The following is an 18,944-nucleotide window of genomic DNA, read 5'->3' on the forward strand; positions in this document are numbered from 1 at the left end:
GTCGCTTCCTTTGTACTCACCCTCTCGGGCTTTCCTCCGGGCGCTTCCCTTCGGTCTTGCGTTTCCGACTCTATCAGATCTTTTCTCGACCTGATCCCCAGTCAGCGGGGGTTGTCTTCACGGCTGTTGGGCCGTTCCGACGTGTCCAACCTTAGCGCGATCTCTCGGCGATTCCAAAATCGATCCCGGTTCGGAGCCGATCAAGGCGTCGAGTCCCAATTCGAATTGAATTCGGGCGTGCCGAAATCAACCCCGCTGGGATCGATCTTGCTGGTGGTTGGTGCCGCTGCTGCGGCGGAGGTGCTGTCGAAGAACCGTTACGGCTCTGCGGCAACCCGAAGAACTCTACGGATCCGGCTGGGGACTGTCAAGCACTCCCTGTCAAGATCTTTTGCGCGCGAGCCCCGAGCGCGTCAGTCCAGGTCGGACAGGCGGCCGCCGGCGTCCGGCTGGGCATCCTCCACGCGGCGCAGCAGGCGCGTGAGGACCTCGCCGAGTGCCGTGCGCTCGACGGGGGACAGGTCCTGGAGCAGGTCCTCCTCGAAGACCGACGCCAGGCGCATCGCCTCCAGCCACTTCTCTCGCCCCTCGGATGTCAGCTCCACGATGACGCGGACGCGGTTCGTCTCGTCCCGCTCTCGGGTCACCAGTCCTTCGCCGACCATGCGGTCGATCCGGTGAGTCATGGCGGCGGGGGTCAGTCCGAGGCGCTTGGCGAGGTCGCTGGGGCCCAGTCGGTAGGGGGCGCCGGAGAGGACGAGGGCCTTGAGGACCTCCCACTCGGCGTTGCTGATGCCGAGGGCCGAGGTCTGGCGGCCGTAGGCGACGTTCATGCGGCGGTTCAGGCGCGACAGGGCCGAGACGATCTGCTCGACCTGGGGGTCGAGGTCCTGGAACTCGCGCTGGTACGCGGCGATCTGCTCTTCGAGGGTCGGCTCGTCGGAGCCGGGGGTGTCGCCCATGGCCGCAGTATGGCACGCCCCGTCTTTGCCTTGAAGTCCTTGGATATGTACTCTTTAGCTTCGAACTTTAGTTTCGAAGTCTTCACTCCTAACTTGTGAGAGAGGTGAACGTGACCAGGGCGATGGGCGCCGCGATGCGCCGGATCCACGTGGGCAACGCACTCAGCGCGTTCGGGCTGGGCTTCACGGTCCCGTATCTGTACGTCTATGTGGCGCAGGTACGCGGGCTGGGGGCCATGACGGCGGGTCTCGTGCTCGCCGTCTTCGCTGTGGCCGCGCTGGTGGTGCTGCCGTTCGCCGGGCGGGCCATCGTCCGGCGCGGCCCGCTGCCGGTGCTGCTCGCCGCCCTGCTCACCGCCGCCGTCGGTGCGCTGACCCTGGGGATCTCGGGCAGCGCGGCGGCCGTGCTGGCCTCGGCCTCGCTGCTGGGGGCCGGGCAGGCCGTGATGCAGCCGGCGCTGGCGACGATGATCGTGGACTGCTCCTCGGCCGAGACGCGGTCGCGGGCGTTCGCCATGCAGTTCTTCCTGCAGAACCTCGGGCTCGGTGTCGGCGGCCTCATCGGAGGGCACCTGGTCGACACCACGAGCGCTGCCTCCTTCACCCTGCTCTTCGCGATCGAGGCGGCGATGTTCCTGCTGCTGGTCGTGGTGATGGCGACGGTGCGGATGCCGCACGCGCCGCGGATCGAGGGCGCGCCGGCGGCGGGGCGGGGCAGCTGGAAGCAGCTGCTCGGCAACCGGGCCATGGTGCAGCTGTGCGTGCTGGGCTTCGTACTGTTCTTCGCTTGCTACGGGCAGTTCGAGTCGGGACTGAGCGCGTACGGGGTCGAGGCCGCCGGGATCTCGACCTCCGCGCTGGGGACGGCCCTCGCGGCGAACACGCTGATGATCGTCGTGGCGCAGTTCGCCGTGCTGCGGTTCGTGGAGCGGCGCCGGCGTTCGCGGGTGATCGCGGCCGTGGGCCTGATCTGGGCCGTGGCGTGGGCCGTGGCCGGGTACGCGGGGCTGGGACACGGCAGCCAGGAGATGGCGACGGCCGCCTTCGTCTCGACGTACGCCCTGTTCGGGCTGGGTGAGGCGATGCTGTCGCCGACCGTGGCGCCGCTGGTCGCGGATCTCGCGCCGGAGGGCATGGCCGGGCAGTACAACTCGGCGTTCGCCCTGGTCAAGCAGCTCGCGCTGGCCGTCGGGCCGGCGGTGGGCGGGCCGCTGGGGGCCTCGCTGCACGCGCCGTACATCGTGGCGTTCCTGGTGTTCTCGCTGGGGATCACGGTCCTCGCCGTGCGGCTGGGGCGGCAGCTGACCGAGGCGCAGGACCAGCCGTGGCTCGCCAAGAGCCGGGTCGTGGCCCGGGGTAAGGCGCCCGTTTCCGCGGACGTCTGATCCCCGGCATCCGCTACGTCGTCCGGGCGCGCGGCAGGGCGAACTCGCACCAGACCGCCTTGCCGCCGCCCGGGGTGCGGCGGCAGCCCCAGCTGGAGGCGATGGTGGCGACGATCGCGATGCCGCGGCCCGATTCGTCGCCCGGTTCCGCGCGGCGGCGTCTGGGGAGGTGGTCGTCGCCGTCGGTGACCTCGATGATCAGCCGCCGGTCCGTGCGGCGCAGCCGCAGACGCATGGGCGGCGTGCCGTGCTGGAGGGAGTTGGCGACGAGCTCGCTGGTGGCGAGGACGCCCAGGTCGTGCAGGTCGGTGGGGAAGCGCCAGCTGGTCAGGACGCCGGAGGCGAAGGCACGCGCGCGGGGGGCCGCTTCGACACCGCCCAGGAGTTCCAGCGCGGCGTTGCGGAAGAGTTCGCTCTCGGGGCCCGTGCGGGCGGGGTGCTGCAGGACCAGGACGGCGACGTCGTCGTCGTGGTCGGGGGTCACGCCGGCCGAGCGGACCAGGCGGTCGCAGACGACCTGGGGCGTGCCGGTGGCGCCGGCCAGGGCGCGCTCCAGGGCGGCGATGCCCTCGTCGAGGTCGGCGTCGCGGCGTTCCACCAGGCCGTCCGTGTAGAGGACGGCCGTGGAGCCGGGGCTCAGGGGGATCGAGCCGGAGGTGTGCATCCAGCCGCCGGTGCCGAGCGGGGGGCCGGTGGGCTCGTCGGCGCGCAGGACCGTGCCGTTCTCGTCGCGGACGAGGATGGGGAGGTGGCCGGCCGAGGCGTAGACCAGCTTGCCCTCGTTCGGGTCGTGGACGGCGTACGCGCACGTGGCGATCTGGTTGGCGTCGATCTCGGCCGCCAGTCCGTCGAGGAGCTGGAGAACCTCGTGCGGGGGCAGGTCGAGACGGGCGTAGGCGCGGACCGCCGTGCGGAGCTGGCCCATGACCGCGGCCGCGCGGACGCCGCGGCCCATCACGTCGCCGATGACCAGGGCCGTGCGGCCGCCGCCCAGGGTGATGACGTCGTACCAGTCGCCGCCGACGGCGGCTTCCGTGCCACCGGGGTGGTAGGTGGCGGCGATGCGCAGGTCGTCCGGCTGTTCGAGTTCCTGGGGGAGCAGGGAGCGCTGGAGGGTGACGGCCGTTTCGCGCTGGCGGCGTTCGCTGGCGCGCAGGCGTTCGGCGGCTTCGGCGTGGTCGGTGACGTCGGTGGCGAAGACGAGGACGCCGCGACCGTCCGTGCCGCCCTTGCCGTCGCCCTGGGCGACCGGGGTGCAGGTGAAGGTGTAGCAGCGGCCGTCGGGGGCCTTGCGGGACTTCACCGTGCGCGGCTTGCCGCTGCGCTGGACCTGGTCCAGGAGGGGGAAGAGGCCGAGCGCGTCGAGCTCGGGGAGGGCCTCGCGGGCGCGTTCGCCGAGGGGGCGGACGCCGAAGGCGGTGGTGTAGGCGTCGTTGACGTAGGCGATGCGGTGGTCGGGGCCGTGGACCAGGGCGACGAGGGACGGGACGCGGTCGAGGACCTCGCGCACCCGCAGTTCGTCGACGGGGGGCACGGGCGGCGTCTCGCCGGTCAGTTGTTCGGCACGGGCGGCGGGTACGGAGCCTTCCCCCCGCCGGTCCGGGGAGGCCGTCTGCTCGGTCCGCGCTGCGGCGCGGCGCTGCGTTCCGGGGAGCCGGGCGCTCCAGCGCGTGAAGTTCACGAATCCTTGCCTCGTGTAGTCGTCGGCGGCCGGCACCGGAACCGGCCGGGGCCCCGGGGGCCCGCACCGGGGCGAGCCGTGGCACACCCGTGGTGGTGGACCAGTCTGGCAGTGCGCGGACCGGACCGACATCCGTCAGACGCCGGGCCGGGCGGTGGAGTTCCTGGGTCCGGTCAGGACGACCCCTTCGGGTTGCCCGGGGGGTCTTGGGAAGGCTTTCCACCGGCCGCGAGTTCGAACTCCGCCCGGGGGTGTTCGAGTGAACCGAGGGAGACGATCTCCCGTTTGAACAGGCCGGCCAGGGTCCATTCGGCGAGCACGCGCGCCTTGCGGTTGAAGGTGGGCACGCGGCTGAGGTGGTAGGCGCGGTGCATGAACCAGGCGGGGTAGCCCTTGAGCTTGCGCCCGTAGACGTGGGCGACGCCCTTGTGCAGGCCGAGGGAGGCGACGGAGCCGGCGTAGGCGTGTTCGTACGTCTCCAGGGGTTCGTCGCGCAAGGTGTGGACGATGTTGTCGGCGAGCACCTTGGCCTGGCGCAGCGCGTGCTGGGCGTTGGGGGCGCACTCGCGGCCCGGTTCGGCGGCGGTGACGTCGGGGACGGCGGCGGCGTCCCCGGCCGCCCACGCGTGCGTGGTGCCCTCGACCGACAGTTCCGGCGTGCACCTGAGGCGTCCGCGGTCGTTGCGCGGGAGGTCGGTGGCGGCGAGTACGGGGTGGGGTTTGACGCCGGCCGTCCAGACGACCGTGCGGGTGGGGAAGCGGGCGCCGTCGCTGAGGACGGCGACCCGGTCGGCGCAGGACTCCAGACGGGTGCGCAGCCGGACGTCGATGTTGCGGCGGCGCAGCTCGGTGACGGTGTAGCGGCCCATCTCCTCGCCGACCTCGGGCAGGATGCGGTCGGAGGCCTCGACGAGGATCCACTTCATGTCCTCGGGGCGGACGTTGTGGTAGTAGCGCGCGGCGTAGCGGGCCATGTCCTCCAGTTCGCCGAGGGCCTCCACACCGGCGTAGCCGCCGCCGACGAAGACGAAGGTGAGGGCGGCGTCGCGGATCGCCGGGTCGCGGGTGGAGGAGGCGATGTCCATCTGCTCGATGACGTGGTTGCGCAGGCCGATGGCCTCCTCGACGGTCTTGAAGCCGATGCCGTGGTCGGCGAGGCCGGGGACCGGCAGGGTGCGCGAGACGGATCCGGGGGCGAGGACGAGGTGGTCGTAGGGGAGCTGTCGCCCGCCCGTGCCCTCCTCCTCGGTGGCGAGGGTGGTGATCGTGGCGGTGCGTTTCGCGTGGTCGACGGCGGTGGCCTCGCCGATGAGGACACGGCACCGGTCCAGGACGCGGCGCAGCGGTACGACGACGTGGCGGGGTGAGATGGCGCCCGCGGCGGCCTCGGGGAGGAACGGCTGGTACGTCATGTACGGGTCGGGGGTGACGACCGTGATCTCGGCCTCGCCCCGGTCCAGTTCCCGTTTCAGTCTGCGCTGCAGGCGCAGGGCCGTGTACATCCCGACGTAGCCGCCACCGACAACGAGAATGCGCGCACGTTCCTTCACCATCCCATGACGCACCCGTCGCTTGCGTTTGTCCACAGCCTCGACGAATTGTGTGACCGGCGCGGGCGCGGGCGCGGAGTTGGCCGGATCAGCCGACTGCGGGGTGTTCCAGCAGGTCAGTGTGGGTGGTGCGGGGGGCGCACGGGGGCACATTCGGGACGTATACGACCCGTACTCCGATCGGTGGGCGCTCCGTGCGGAACCTGCCCCTTCTGAATTGACCCCCTCTCAACTATGTTCGTGTGTCGACGGGGTGTAGGGGGATGTGCTCACCGGGTCCGCGACGGGCGGGCCGGGGATCGGGCCTGTTCCCCCGTCCCGGCATCGCATGGCGGGGAGAGTCTCCGGGGGGAGACGTCATTACCGGGGGAATGCATATGCATGTTCAGGATTCTCATTGGTCGTCCGCGTCCGCCCTTACCGCGGGTGGCGCGACGATGAGCGCGGCGGGGAACGGGCGCGGGGACGGAGCGCGGACGACGCCGCTGCGCGTGGACGCCCAGCGCAATCTGGAGCACGTGCTGCGTGCGGCGCGTGAGGTCTTCGGCGAGCTGGGGTACGGCGCGCCGATGGAGGACGTCGCGCGGCGCGCGCGGGTCGGTGTGGGCACGGTGTACCGGCGGTTCCCGAGCAAGGACGTCCTGGTGCGGCGGATAGCCGAGGAGGAGACCTCCCGGCTCACCGACCAGGCGCGGGCCGCGCTCGGCCAGGAGGACGAGCCGTGGTCGGCGCTGTCGCGCTTCCTGCGCACGTCGGTGGCGTCGGGCGCCGGCCGGCTGCTGCCGCCGCAGGTGCTGCGGGTCTCGGTCGTGGAGGACCAGGCCGGCGGTGCGCGGGTGCCGCAGCAGCGGACCCAGCCGGGCGGTGCCGAGCTGCGGCTGGTGCCGGAGGAGCCGGTGGCCGTCGCTTCCGTTCCCGCGCCGGAGGACGACGCCGGGGCGTCGGCGCTGCTGGAGGTCGTCGGCCAGCTCGTGGACCGGGCCCGGGCGGCGGGTGAGCTGCGGGCGGACGTGTCCGTGTCGGACGTCCTGCTGGTGATCGCGACGGCCGCGCCCTCGCTGCCGGACGCGGCCCAGCAGGCGGCGGCGTCGGCCCGGCTGCTGGACATTCTGCTGGAGGGCCTGCGGTCGCGTCCGGCGTGAGCCGCGGGCGGTGAACCGCTGCGGACGGGCTCGGTGTGTCGCGCGGCCGGGCTTCCTCGCGCAGTCGTCCGGGGGCCGCCCGGCCCTCGGACGAGACCACCGGAGCCGGCAGGACCGAGACCACTGGGCCCGCTCGACCGAGACCATCGAGGTCCGCTCGTCCCAGACCATCGGGGTCCGCTCGCGCCAGACCACCGGGGTCCGCTCGTCCCAGACCATCGAGGCCCGCTCGACCGAGGCCATCAGGGCCCCCTCGGTCACCGGCTCGAACGGCGGTGGGCGGCGCCTCCGGTCCCAGGGCGAAGGAGGAGCCTTCCCCGCACGAGGGCCGGCCAGTACTGGCGTGCGGCGCATCCCCACGGACGAGTGACGGTCCGAACTCCGGGGTTCCGCCCGGGAGCCGCTGTGGCACGCTGACCCGGTGGTCTGGACGGGTACGGCGGCTGGCGGGGGCGTTCCGCGATGAGCGTTGACGGGCGGGACGAGTCGAGCGGCACCGGAAACGGCGGGGACGCCGCGCCCGGCGGCCCGCTTCCCCCACAGGTGCCGAGCCAGGGCGGGCGAGGAAGCGTTCCTGCCGGCGGACGTTCCAGCGAGGAGTCGGTCCCGGCCCAGCGCGACCGGCGCGAGGACGGGGTCCTGCCGCCGCCGCGCGAACTGCCGCCGTCGGACGCCGACCTCATCGACCGGATGCGCGCGGGCGACGACACGGCGTACGAGGAGCTGTACCGGCGCCACGCGCAGGCCGTGCGCCGGTACGCCCGCACCTGCTGCCGGGACGCGCACACCGCCGACGACCTGACCGCCGAGGTCTTCGCCCGTGTGCTCCAGGCCGTCCGCGGCGGCTCCGGCCCCACCCACGCGGTCCGCGCGTACCTGCTCACCTCGGTGCGGCGCGTCGCCGCCTCCTGGACGCGGTCGGCGCGGCGCGAGCAGCTCGTCGACGACTTCGCCGTGTTCGCCGCCCAGTCCGCACGCGGCCGGGACGCGTCCGACGACGACACGCTCGAACTGGGCGCGGACGTACGGGCCATGCACGAGGCCGAGCAGTCCATGGCCATGCGCGCGTTCCGGTCGCTGCCCGAGCGCTGGCAGGCCGTGCTCTGGCACACCGAGGTCGAGGACGAGTCGCCCAGCGAGGTCGCCACGCTCTTCGGTCTGGACGCCAACGGCACGCGCGTGCTGGCCAGCCGTGCCCGTGAGGGTCTCAAGCAGGCCTATCTCCAGGCCCACGTCAGCGCCACGCTCACCGCCGACGAGGAGTGCGCGCGCTACGCCGACCAGCTCGGCACGTACGCCCGTGGCCGCTTGCGCACCCGGGCCGAGCGGGGGCTGCGCAAGCACCTGGAGGAGTGCGCCAAGTGCCGCCTGGCCGCGAGTCAGATCGCGGAGGTGGCGGGCGGCATCCCGGCCGTCGTACCGGTGGCCGTCATCGGCTGGTTCGGTGCCGCCGGGTACGCCAAGGCGGCCGGTCTCATCGCCGGGGGCACCGGTGCGGGAGCCGCCGGTGCAGCGGGGGCGGCCGCGGCGGCGGGTGGTTCGTCCGGAACGGCGGGTGCCGGTGCGTCCGGCGGGGCGGCGGGCGGCTCCTCCGGCGGGGCCGGTGGCGGCGCGGCGGCCTCCGAAGGGATCGGCGCCCCCGTGAAGGCCGGTATCGCGGCCGGGGTGGTGGCCGTCGGGGTCGTTGCGGCGGTCGTGCTGGCCCTGGCCGGCAACGACAGGCCCGGACCGGAGGCGAGGCCGGCACCGTCGTCCCCGCCGCCCTCGTCCGTGGTCCGGCCCGGCGAGCCCACGCCCGACCCGCCCCGGCGGGAGCCCGGGCCGCGTCCGCCGGCCCTCGTGCCCGTCGGCGCGCGGACGCCCGCTCCGACACCGCCCGCCGGCACCGCCCCCACTCCGGACGAGTCCCCGAGGCCGGCCCCGCGCCCCACCCGGCCCCCGGCCTCCCCCAGCCCGGCACCCCCTGCACCCCCGGCTCCCACCCCGACACCCACGCCCACGCCGCCTCCGCCCCCACCGCCGCCCGCCCCGGCCGTCTACCAGTGGAGCGAGCTGTCGTACGACGTCACGGGCGACGGCACCGGGCCCGAGATGCGGATCGGTTCGAGCAGCTGGGTCTGGAAGCGGTCCGGTCTGTCGGTCGGCGGGCAGCGGTACGCGCACGGCGTGACCGTGCACGGCACCTCCTCCGTCACGATCGACCTCAACCGCTCCTGCTCCTCCTACGACGCGGTCGTCGGCGTCGACGACATGACGCTGAAGCACGGCAAGGTGTCCTTCTCCGTCCACGCCGACGGCGTCCGGCTCTGGCGGTCCGGGTCGGTCGAGGGCGGTGACCCGGCCGTCCCCGTCCATGTGGACCTCACCGGCCGCAGCACCGTCCGGCTGGTGGTGGAGCCGCGCGGTGTGCTGGACGGAATGACCCTGGCGGACTGGGCGGAGTCGCGGTTCACCTGCCGTTAGGGCCTGTCGTTCGGATCATGACGCAGACGCGGGGCCTGGCACGCGCACCAGAGCCGGCTCACCGGCGTTCACAGGTGCTGCCGATGCCCTGCGTCATGATCCAGACGACAGGCCCCAACCGCGTACGCGCGGTGTGCCTCGGCCAGCTCGCGCAGGACGTCGTCCGCGGTGAGGGCCGTGCCGGCGGCCCGCTCCGCCGCGCACCGGCCGTCGCCCAGCGCGGCGCGGGCGGCGGCCTCCGCGCGCTCCGCGTGGGCGCGCTCGGGCATCGGCCGGGGGCGGCCGGAACGCCAGTGGTCACCGGTGCCGAGCAGCCGGGCCGCGCGCGGGAAGTCGCCCAGGTCGGCCAGGAGGGCGGCGGCGCCGTCCACCACCGCGGCCCGGACGGCGTCGGAGCACCGCTTGTCCACGGCTTCGCGCAAGGCCTCGTTCAGCGTGGCCAGCGCGCGCTCCGGCCCGGACTCGCCCGCCGTGATCATGGCGTCGACCAGGTGCAGCATGACCACGAACTGGGGCGGCGGTGTTCCCCGCCGGGTCTCCGCCCGCGCCGCCTCGCACAGTTCACGTGCCCGCGCGATGTGCCCCACGTCGGTCTCCATCTGGGCGCGCAGCAGCCGCACGAACGCCTTGGAGTCGGCCACGCCGTACCGCTCGGCCGCCGCGCTCGCCTCGTCCAGCGCCTCGATCGCGGCCGGCCGGTCCCCGGCGCGGTAGGAGATCTCGGCGAGCCGGGCCTTGAGGAACGGCGACTCCGTGAACGCGCCCACCTCGTCGGCCAGCCGCAGGGCCTCCTCGTACTCCCCCTCCGCCAGGTCGAAACGGCCCCGCGCCATGGCCGCCTCGCCGGCCGCGCTGCACACCTGGGCCCGCAGCCATCGGTCACCCACGCGGCGGCTGAGGACCCGCAGCTCAGCGAGGTCGTCGTCGACGCCTCCCAGGTCGCCCGGGGCGTCGACGACCATGTGCGTACGGAACATCAGGGCGACGGCGAGCTCCCAGTCACCCCCGTGAGCGCGGCAGTTGGCGACGGCGGCGTCCATGACGGCCCGGGCCTCGCGCTGCACGTCCAGGTAGGCCGAGATGATCGGGCAGACCAGCCCGGGGAGCCGGGCCGCCTGCGGTCCGCCGTCCGCGAAGTGGGCCCACACCCGCTCCACGTGGGCGCGCCGCTCGTCGACGAACACGTCCATGGGCGCGGCCTCGGTGAGGAAGAACAGCTGCAGCATGCGCAGGTCCATCCGCAGGGCGTGCGACGGATGCCCCGCCTCCCCGTCCGGCGCGGCCAGGAAATGGTCGACGGGATCGGGCAGGTCCGCCTCGTCACCGGGCGTCCGGTGCGCCCCGGTGTCGAGCGCGACGCCCAGCCGCAGGATGCGCCCGAGCCACTCCAGGCCTTCCTGGCGGTAGTTGCGCAGCCACCAGAACCAGCCCATGCCCAGGGCGAGGGCGGCGGCCTCCTCCTCGTCCCCGGCCGTCAGGGCCCGGTCGAGGGCCGCGCGGATGTTGTCCAGCTCCGTCTCCAGGCGGGACATCCAGGGCAGTTGCGCGGCGGAGCGCAGCAGTGGCTCGGCCCGCTCGACGAGGGCGCGCACCCACGCGCGATGCCGGAGCTCGGCCGCGGCGCGCAGGGGCTCGGTCTCGGTCGCGCGCTCGGCGGCGTACTCGTGGATGGTCTCCAGCATGCGGTAGCGCATGCCGGGACAGTCGCCGTCCCGCGCCGGGGCGGCCACGACGAGGGACTTGTCGACGAGGGACCCGAGCAGCTCGGCGACGGGACCGCTGCACACGGCTTCCGCCGCCGCGAGGTCCCAGCCTCCGGTGAAGACGGACACCTCGCGCAGCACCGTGCGCTCGGATTCGTCGAGCAGGTCCCACGACCAGTCGACGACGGCGCGCAGGGTCTGCTGGCGGGGCAGGACCGTACGGCTTCCGGAGGTGAGGAGGCGGAAGCGGTCGTCGAGACGGTCGGCGATCTGGCGGGGAGTGAGCAGGCGGAGCCGGGCGGCCGCCAGCTCGATGGCGAGCGGCAGCCCGTCCAGCCGCCGGCAGATCTCCGCCACCGCCGGCTCGTCCCGGAGCACGTCCCGCGCGTCGGGACGCACGGCGGCGGCACGCTCCGCGAACAGCCGGCGGGCCTGGTCGGGGCGCAGGGGCCCGACCGGGCGCACCACCTCGCCCGGCACACCCAGGGGCTCGCGGCTGGTGGCGAGGATCGTGAGGCCCGGGCAGCGGGTCAGCAGCGTCTCGGCGAGATCAGCGGCGGCGCCGATGACATGCTCGCAGTTGTCAAGGATCAGCAGAAGGCCGCGCGGGGCGCAGTACGCCACGAGCAGGGCGACGGGGTCGTCCTTCAGCGCCGTGAGCTCGCTGGTCATCAGCACGGTCTCGCGCAGACCGAGCGCGCTGACCACGGCTCCCGGCACCGCCTCGGGCCGGTCGAGCGGGGCGAGCTCGACGAGCCATGCCTGCGGAAGCCCGGCGGCGGCCTCCTCGGCGAGGCGGGTCTTTCCGGAGCCGCCCGGTCCGGTGAGGGTGACGAGACGGGCCCTGTGCACATCGGAACGGATGGCGTCGATCTCGGGTTCCCGGCCGACGAAGGACGTCAGCCGGGGCCGGAGGTTGCCGACCCGCCCGGGCTCCGGCCGCGCCGTCCCGTCCTGCTCCTCCCCGGCGAGCAGTTCGGCGTGCAGGGCGCGCAGCCGCGGCCCCGGGTCGGTGCCGAGGCCTTCGGCGAGGGCCCGGCGCGCGGTCTCGTACGCGGCGAGGGCGTCGGCCGCGCGGCCGGCGTCGCGCAGGGCGCGGATCAACAGGGCGTGCAGGGGCTCGTCGTACGGGTGCACGGCCGTGAGCTCGCGCAGTTCCGGTACGACGTCCCGCGCGCGGCCGAGCCGGAGGCGGGCCTCGGCCCTCGCCCTGGTCGCCTCCAGGCGGGCCGCTTCGGGGCGGGTGGCGGCGGAGCGGTCGGGGAGATCGGCGAGGGCGGGGCCGTGCCAGAGGGCGAGGGCGTCGCCCAGGTGCCCTTCCGCGCGGGCGGGGTCGTCGGCGGTGAGGGCGTCCGTGCCCTGGCGGAGCAGCCGTTCGAAGACGAAGAGGTCGACGTCGTCCGGTCCGGCCGCGAGCCGGTAGCCGCCGGGCTCAAGCGTCACGGCGTCCTTGCCGAGTGCCCGGCGGAGCCGGCCGACCAGGGCCTGGAGGGCGGCGGGGGCGTCCTGGGGCGGGTCGTCGGCCCAGACCTCGTCGATCAGGGTCCGGGGTGGCGTGACGCGCCCGGGCCGCAGGGCGAGGGCGGTGAGCAGGGCGCGCAGGCGCGGGCCGCCGACGGGTACGACTGTGCCGTCCTCGCCCTCTGCCGTGGTGACGCCCAGGATTCTGTACCGCACGGGATCATTGTCGCCGGGGTTCGTGTGGGGGCCCGGATTTTTTGCCGGGCGTTACCGGAGCCTCGCCGATGAGTGCCCGACTCGGCCCGACGAGGTACCTCTGCGCCCTCGGCCGCATGCCCGCAGCGAGGACGGGACCGGCCCCGGCAGCACGGGCCTGTGCCGGAAGCACGACGCGCCCGCACCCGCTGGACGGCGCAAGGGGCCGTGCCGGGGGTGTCCGCCCGCAGCGGTTGGCGCGTCAACAGACAGTCAGTCGGCACCCAACTCGATCGCGCCGTTCCGAGGACGGACACCCCCCGGCGCGGCCCCGCCCCACCACGGTGGGAAGGCGCACGCACGGGCCCCGACCACTACCCCGACGCACGGATGGACCCCGACCACTCCCCCTCCGCAAGCACAGGCACCGCCCTACCCCCGACGCCCCCCGCCCGCACCCGCCCCCAGCGCCCCCCGCTGCGGCGCGATCCCCGCCGGTACCGCGCGCTGGCGGGCCGGTGTGCCCGTCCAGCACGTGCCGCGGCGAGCCAGCAGGCGGCGCAGCCACAGTTCCAGGGAGACCAGGTCCGCGAGCCCGTCCAGGGGCAGCGGCTCGCCCGCCGCCGCGCCGCGCAGCGCCTTGCGCACCACCCGCGCCTCGACCAGCCCCGCCTCCGCGAGCAGCGGCGTGTCGAACAGCGCGACCAGCGAATCCGCCGCCACCCGCAACCCCGTACGCGCCGCCGCGGCCGCCGTGGCCTGGGTCGGCGCACCCCACCCGGCGGGCAACTCCCGTACTCCTGCGCCCTCCAGCACGGTGCGCAGCACCGCCGCCCGCGCCCCCGGCCGCACCCGCAACGCCTCCGGCAGCGCGCGTGCCGCCCGCACCACCTGGTTGTCGAGGAACGGCGCGTGCAGCCGCTGGAAGCGGATCTCCGCGGCCTGCTCCAGCACACGCAGGTCCGCCGCGTGCCGCGCCAGCGCCGCCCGCGCGCGGAAGTCGCCCGGCCGCTGCCCGGGTCCCACCAGCTCCGACCGGTGCGTCGACGCCTGAAGGCGAACCGATACTTCAGCGAGCGCCTCACCGGTCAGCCAGCGCGCCGCCGGCCCGGGTCTGCCCCAGGTCAGCGCCGCGAGGGAGGCCTCCACCGCCCCGCCGGGCGCGTCCGGCCCGTCGTCCGGCCGGTGGTCGAGGAGCCGCTCGGCGAGGGACTCCACCCCCGACCGGTAGGGCGTGCGGGACAACCGCCGCGCCGCCGCGTACACGCGCGCGGGCACCAGCACCGACCCGTCCGCCTTGGCCAACGCCGCGACCGGCCGCACGAGATGACGCCGCCGGCGGTCCATCAGCAGGTCGGCCAGGCGCGCGGGGTGCGCGTCCAGCACCTGCCGCGCCCCGTACCCGGTGAAATGGTCCGCGCTGCCCGCCGCCAGCCGGGCCCGGTGCCGTGCCGCCGTCACCAGGCAGGCCCCGGGTTCGTCCGTCAGCGGCCCGTCCAGGTCGGCGTACGGCAGGGTCTCCTCGCCGCCCGTGACGACCACGTGGTGCAGCCGCGGGTTCGCCGCCAGCGCCCCGGCCCGCTCCAGCTCGGCCTCGCGCCCGCCGACGGCCAGGTCGTTGAAGGTGACCGCCAGCAGCCGCTCGCCCGCGCCCGTGCCGTGCCCGAGCACCGTGCCCGGCATGCCGGGCAGTCCCGCGGCCAGCAGCGCCAGCGTTCCCGAGGCGGGCCCGCCGGACAGGTCCGCCCCGATGCCCGGCACCGGCATCCCGCGTGCCGCGCGCCGTTCGGCGGGCCCCATCCCGGGCACGGGCCCGGGGTCGATGTCCGACCCGGGGACGTGCCGCGGCGCGGACAGCCGCGTCCGCACGGCCTCGACGAGCGCGTCGCGCACGGCGTCCACGGCTCGGTCGGGATCGGCCGGCGGGGCGGCGACGGCCAGAGAGGCGACCGGCTCGTACCCGGCGATCTCCCGCGCCCCGGCGCGCAGGATCAGGGCGTGCCCCGGCGGAATCCGCTTCACGCCGTCGTACGGCGTCGAGTCGTGGAGCGCGGCGGGCACGTCGGGGGCGGCCAGCAGCGCGGCGAGGTGCCCGAAGTCGAGGTTGGCCTCGATGAGGTCGGCCAGCGGCAGCGCGGCCGTCGCGTAGGCCGTGCCGCCGGCCCAGGGGGTGTAGAACACCGGCCGCGCGCCCGCGAGATCGCCGCAGACGGTGATCCTCCTGCCGACCTGCACGATCGCGGTGTAGCTGCCCGGCCAGGCGGTCAGATGCCGAAGTGCCCCGCCGCGCGCGGCGAACAGGGCGACGCGCAACTGCTCGTCGGTGGCGCCGCAGATCCCGAGCACGGCGATGCGCGTGCGCTCGTCGGCCTTCACGACCCGCACCTCGTCGGGCCGCCAGTCGCCCACGGCCCACAGCGGATCGGGGTCGCCCCACAGCAGTTGGGACCCCACCGGGTGCAGGGTCTCACCGTCGTGCCCGGTGGCCCCCGCCGAGCCGGCAGCGACGGCTCCCGCGGCGGTGCTGCTCCATCCCACCAACCACCGCATCGCCGCCTCCACAGGCTGTGGACAACCAGTGCACCGTACGAACCGGTTCACCATGCTGCCATGAAGGAAGCGCTCCAGAGGGTGCCCGCGCCGCTCGCGCTCCGCCGAATGCGCCCCGGCGGAGCCGCCGGAACGGTCCGTCACATCCCGAACTCCCGTACGCCCAACGCGACACGGCCCGCACCGCACGAGACGAGGAGCGAACGAAGGAGGCGAAGAAGAGCGAAAGGAAGGGAACCGCGGAGCCCCCGGCGCGACGCAACTACGCGACCATCCGGCCACGGGGCAAGGCATACCGGCGACACGTCATCCGTACGACCGCGACGTGAACGCGCCCCCGATACGCGCCCCAAACACGCCCAACGCGCCCTCAATTGCCGTGGTCGGGGCCCTGATGCCCCAGGAAAGTCGGGGTCGATTTTCGGCCAAATCGCCGATACACGGGCAGCTTCGAACACGCTCCGTACAGGATCGGCGTCGCGTCGCCCGGACGCGCAGTCCGGGAGACGGAGCACGCCTCCCGGACCGTTCCGCCGCCCGCGGGGATGGAGGCGGCGGTGTCCCCCAGCCCACTGGATCCAGTACAGCGGGCCGACCCACGCGAGGACCATGGAACCGCTCCCGTGATGGCCGGACCAGAGCGCACGGGCAGGCGCACGGCCACACAGTGGGAGCACGCCGCAACTGCCCGTATCTGACCCGCACTTCAGTACGGACCACAATCCCGCCAACCGGAACAATGCCCCTTAACGCTTGGGATGCGGCGAACTACGCTGGGTTTACGAATGCCGCACGGTTATGCCAGCGCGGCAGCCGTCTGTGTCGAGGGGTGGCGCATGTCCAGGGAGCAACGCGGGCCGAACGAAAAACTCGGCGCCGTTCTCGCCCTCGCGGGAATCAGCAACGCAGGCCTCGCGCGGCGCGTCAACGATCTTGGCGCACAGCGGGGACTGACACTTCGCTACGACAAGACGTCGGTGGCGCGCTGGGTGTCGAAGGGCATGGTGCCGCAGGGTGCCGCCCCGCACCTCATCGCCGCCGCCATCGGGCAGAAGCTCGGCCGCCCGGTGCCGCTCCACGAGATCGGCCTGGCGGACGCGGACCCCGCACCCGAGGTCGGCCTCGCCTTCCCGCGCGACGTCGGCCAGGCGGTGAAGTCCGCGACGGAGCTGTACCGCCTCGACCTCGCCGGCCGCCGTGCCGGCTCCGGCGGCATCTGGCAGTCGCTCGCCGGATCGTTCGCAGTGAGCGCGTACGCAACGCCCGCCTCCCGATGGCTGATAACCCCGGCCGACAGTTCGGTCGCGCGTGACGTGGGCCCCGGTGAGGGCTCCGGCGCACCGCTCAAAGTCGGCCACAGCGATGTGCAGAAGCTGCGGGAGGCCGCCGAGGACGCCCGGCGCTGGGACTCCAAGTACGGCGGCGGTGACTGGCGTTCGTCGATGGTCCCCGAGTGCCTGCGGGTGGAGGCCGCCCCGCTCCTGCTCGGCTCCTACTCCGACGAGGTCGGCCGGGCCCTGTTCGGCGCCTCCGCCGAACTCACCCGGCTCGCCGGCTGGATGGCCTTCGACACGGGCCAGCAGGAAGCGGCCCAGCGCTACTACATCCAGGCGCTGCGCCTGGCCCGGGCGGCGGCCGACGTCCCGCTCGGGGGCTACGTCCTGGCCTCCATGTCCCTCCAGGCCACCTACCGCGGCTTCGGTGACGAGGGCGTGGACCTCGCCCAGGCCGCCCTGGAGCGCAACCGCGGCCTCGCCACGGCCCGCACCATGAGCTTCTTCCGCCTCGTCGAGGCCCGGGCCCACGCGCGCGCGGGCGACGCGCCGGCCGCCGGCGGCGCCCTGAAGGCGGCCGAGAGCTGGCTGGAGCGGGCCCGCCCCGGCGACAACGACCCGAGCTGGCTCGGCTTCTACTCCTACGACCGTTTCTGCGCCGACGCGGCCGAGTGCTACCGCGACCTCAAGGCGCCCCGCCAGGTCCGCCGCTTCACGGAGCAGGCGCTGTCGCAGCCGACGGAGGAGTTCGTGCGCTCGCACGGCCTGCGCCTGGTCGTCTCCGCGGTGGCCGAACTGGAGTCGGGCAATCTGGACGCGGCCTGCGAGCAGGGCGTGCGGGCGGTGGAGGTCGCCGGCCGCATCTCGTCGGCCCGCACGACGGAGTACGTCAAGGACCTCCTCCACCGTCTGGAGCCCTACGGCGACGAGCCGCGGGTGGTGGAGCTCCGTGAGCGGGCCCGGCCCCTGCTGATGACTCCCGCCTAGGCGTCCGGAGGACCGCCGTCTCCGCGTTTGAAGGCACTGTCAGTGGCGCAGTGCACTATCGAGGTGGGAGGTGGTGCCGGTGGGGATCGCATACGACTGCGACGTGCTGGTGATCGGCGGCGGGATCGTCGGTCTGTCGACGGCGTACGCGATCACACGCGCCGCACCGGGCACACGTGTCACCGTCCTGGAGAAGGAGCCCGGCCCGGCCCGCCACCAGACGGGCCGCAACAGCGGCGTGATCCACAGCGGCATCTACTACCGCCCCGGCTCCCTCAAGGCGCGCTACGCGGTGCGCGGGGCGGCCGAGATGATCAAGTTCTGCGCCGAGTACGGCATCCCCCACGCGGTCACCGGCAAGCTGATCGTCGCCACCGACCGCGCGGAGCTCCCCCGCCTGCACGCCCTGGTGCAGCGCGGCCGGGAGAACGGCATACCGGTGCGCGAGCTGGGCGCCTCCCAGATCGCGGAGTACGAGCCGGAGGTGCGCGGCCTGGCCGCCATACACGTCGGCACGACGGGCATCTGCGACTTCGTCGCGGTCGCGCGCCAGCTGGCCCACGGCTCGGGCGCGGAGATCCGCTACGGCGCGCGGGTGGTCCGCGTCGACCGCAGACCCGAGCGGGGCGTCGCGGTGCTCACCGCCTCGGGGGACGTCGTACGCGGGCGCGTCCTGGTCAACTGCGCGGGGCTGTACTGCGACGAGATCGCCCGGCTGACCGGGGACGATCCGGACGTCCGGATCGTGCCGTTCCGCGGCGAGTACTACGAGCTGGCCCGGCCGGAGCTGGTGCGGGGCCTGGTCTACCCCGTGCCCGATCCGGCGTTCCCCTTCCTCGGGGTGCATCTGACCCGGGGCATCGACGGCGGGGTCCACATCGGACCCAACGCGGTACCGGCCCTGGCCCGCGAAGGCTACGGCCGCGCCACGGTCCGCCCCACCGAGCTGGCCTCGACCCTGGCCTGGCCCGGCTCCTGGCGCATCGCCCGGCGGCACTGGCGGTACGGGGCGGGGGAGCTGCGCCGCTCCCTGTCCAAGGGCGCCTTCACGGCGGCGGTGCGCCGGCTGTTGCCGGGCGTCTGTGAGGCCGACCTGGTGCCGACGGCGGCGGGCGTGCGCGCGCAGGCCGTCCTGCGGGACGGCACGCTGGTCGACGACTTCCTGATCCGCGAGGCCCCTCGGACGGTCCACGTCCTCAACGCCCCGTCCCCCGCGGCCACGGCGTCCCTGCCGATCGGCAGGGAGGTGGCACGCCGGGCGTTGAGCGCACTGTGAGAGGCACAGCCGGGAGGACCGCCGGGGCGCCATCCGCGACGCGTCCGCAGCCACCGCCGAACGACCGGCGGCACCCAGGCACAGCCGGGAGAGCCACCGAAGCGGAAGCCGCAGCGACAGCCGGGACGCGTCCGCAGCCGGGCACGGTCGGGTGGGTCGCCGGAGCAGGAGCCGTGGCGGCAGCCGGGACGGCGCGCACCCGCCGACGCGCGCAAGGGGCCGTGCCGGGGGGTGTCCGCCCGCAGCGGTCGGCGCGTCGACGCACAGTCAGTCGGCACGCAACCCCATCGCGCCGTTCCGAGGACGGACACCCCC

General features: G+C 74.3%; 10 protein-coding genes. 5 read left to right on the top strand and 5 right to left on the bottom strand.

Annotated features, from left to right (window positions below; all coding sequences use genetic code 11):
- Nucleotides 1-413: 413 nt before the first annotated feature.
- Entirely contained in the window at nt 414-962 is a 549-nt protein-coding gene (locus ACIGAQ_RS37860; RefSeq protein ID WP_311689249.1) for a MarR family transcriptional regulator, read from the bottom strand.
- A gap of 122 nt (nt 963-1,084) precedes the next feature.
- On the opposite strand from ACIGAQ_RS37860, the gene ACIGAQ_RS37865 reads away from it, so the two are divergent.
- Nucleotides 1,085-2,347, top strand: a complete 1,263-nt coding sequence (locus ACIGAQ_RS37865; protein ID WP_399791481.1) for an MFS transporter — start codon at nt 1,085-1,087, stop codon at nt 2,345-2,347.
- Nucleotides 2,348-2,360: 13 nt separating this feature from the next.
- Here ACIGAQ_RS37865 and ACIGAQ_RS37870 read toward each other — a convergent pair whose 3' ends face one another.
- Nucleotides 2,361-4,028, bottom strand: coding sequence for a SpoIIE family protein phosphatase (locus ACIGAQ_RS37870; protein ID WP_311689248.1), 1,668 nt, complete (start codon nt 4,026-4,028; stop codon nt 2,361-2,363).
- A 173-nt stretch (nt 4,029-4,201) separates the two neighbouring features.
- Nucleotides 4,202-5,581 carry an NAD(P)/FAD-dependent oxidoreductase gene (locus ACIGAQ_RS37875; protein ID WP_399791467.1) on the bottom strand — a complete coding sequence of 460 codons (1,380 nt, stop codon included), beginning with the start codon at nt 5,579-5,581 and terminating at the stop codon, nt 4,202-4,204.
- Nucleotides 5,582-5,955: 374 nt separating this feature from the next.
- On the opposite strand from ACIGAQ_RS37875, the gene ACIGAQ_RS37880 reads away from it, so the two are divergent.
- A complete protein-coding gene (locus ACIGAQ_RS37880) occupies nt 5,956-6,720 on the top strand; it encodes a helix-turn-helix domain-containing protein (protein ID WP_311689244.1) in 765 nt (254 codons plus the stop codon).
- A 462-nt stretch (nt 6,721-7,182) separates the two neighbouring features.
- Nucleotides 7,183-9,183 carry a sigma-70 family RNA polymerase sigma factor gene (locus ACIGAQ_RS37885; protein WP_399791470.1) on the top strand — a complete coding sequence of 667 codons (2,001 nt, stop codon included), beginning with the start codon at nt 7,183-7,185 and terminating at the stop codon, nt 9,181-9,183.
- A gap of 68 nt (nt 9,184-9,251) precedes the next feature.
- Here the strand turns inward: ACIGAQ_RS37885 and ACIGAQ_RS37890 are convergent, their stop codons facing one another.
- Together ACIGAQ_RS37890 and ACIGAQ_RS37895 are read right to left on the bottom strand one after the other, a co-directional pair.
- Nucleotides 9,252-12,563: a BTAD domain-containing putative transcriptional regulator gene (locus ACIGAQ_RS37890; RefSeq protein WP_399791473.1), complete on the bottom strand. Its 3,312-nt coding sequence runs from the start codon at nt 12,561-12,563 to the stop codon at nt 9,252-9,254.
- 411 nt (nt 12,564-12,974) lie between these two features.
- The gene (locus ACIGAQ_RS37895; protein ID WP_311688329.1) at nt 12,975-15,092 is read right to left on the bottom strand and encodes an asparagine synthase-related protein; all 2,118 of its coding nucleotides are present in this window, start codon (nt 15,090-15,092) and stop codon (nt 12,975-12,977) included.
- An 836-nt stretch (nt 15,093-15,928) separates the two neighbouring features.
- Between ACIGAQ_RS37895 and ACIGAQ_RS37900 the strand changes: the two genes are divergently transcribed.
- Nucleotides 15,929-17,353 (top strand): MFS transporter, encoded by a 1,425-nt coding sequence (locus ACIGAQ_RS37900; RefSeq protein ID WP_311688328.1) that lies wholly within the window; start codon nt 15,929-15,931, stop codon nt 17,351-17,353.
- A gap of 70 nt (nt 17,354-17,423) precedes the next feature.
- Nucleotides 17,424-18,629 (top strand): L-2-hydroxyglutarate oxidase, encoded by a 1,206-nt coding sequence (gene lhgO, locus ACIGAQ_RS37905; protein ID WP_399791478.1) that lies wholly within the window; start codon nt 17,424-17,426, stop codon nt 18,627-18,629.
- Nucleotides 18,630-18,944 lie beyond the last annotated feature (315 nt).

It is taken from the genome of Streptomyces sp. NPDC085932 (genome assembly GCF_044540525.1).
GTDB lineage: Bacteria > Actinomycetota > Actinomycetes > Streptomycetales > Streptomycetaceae > Streptomyces > Streptomyces levis.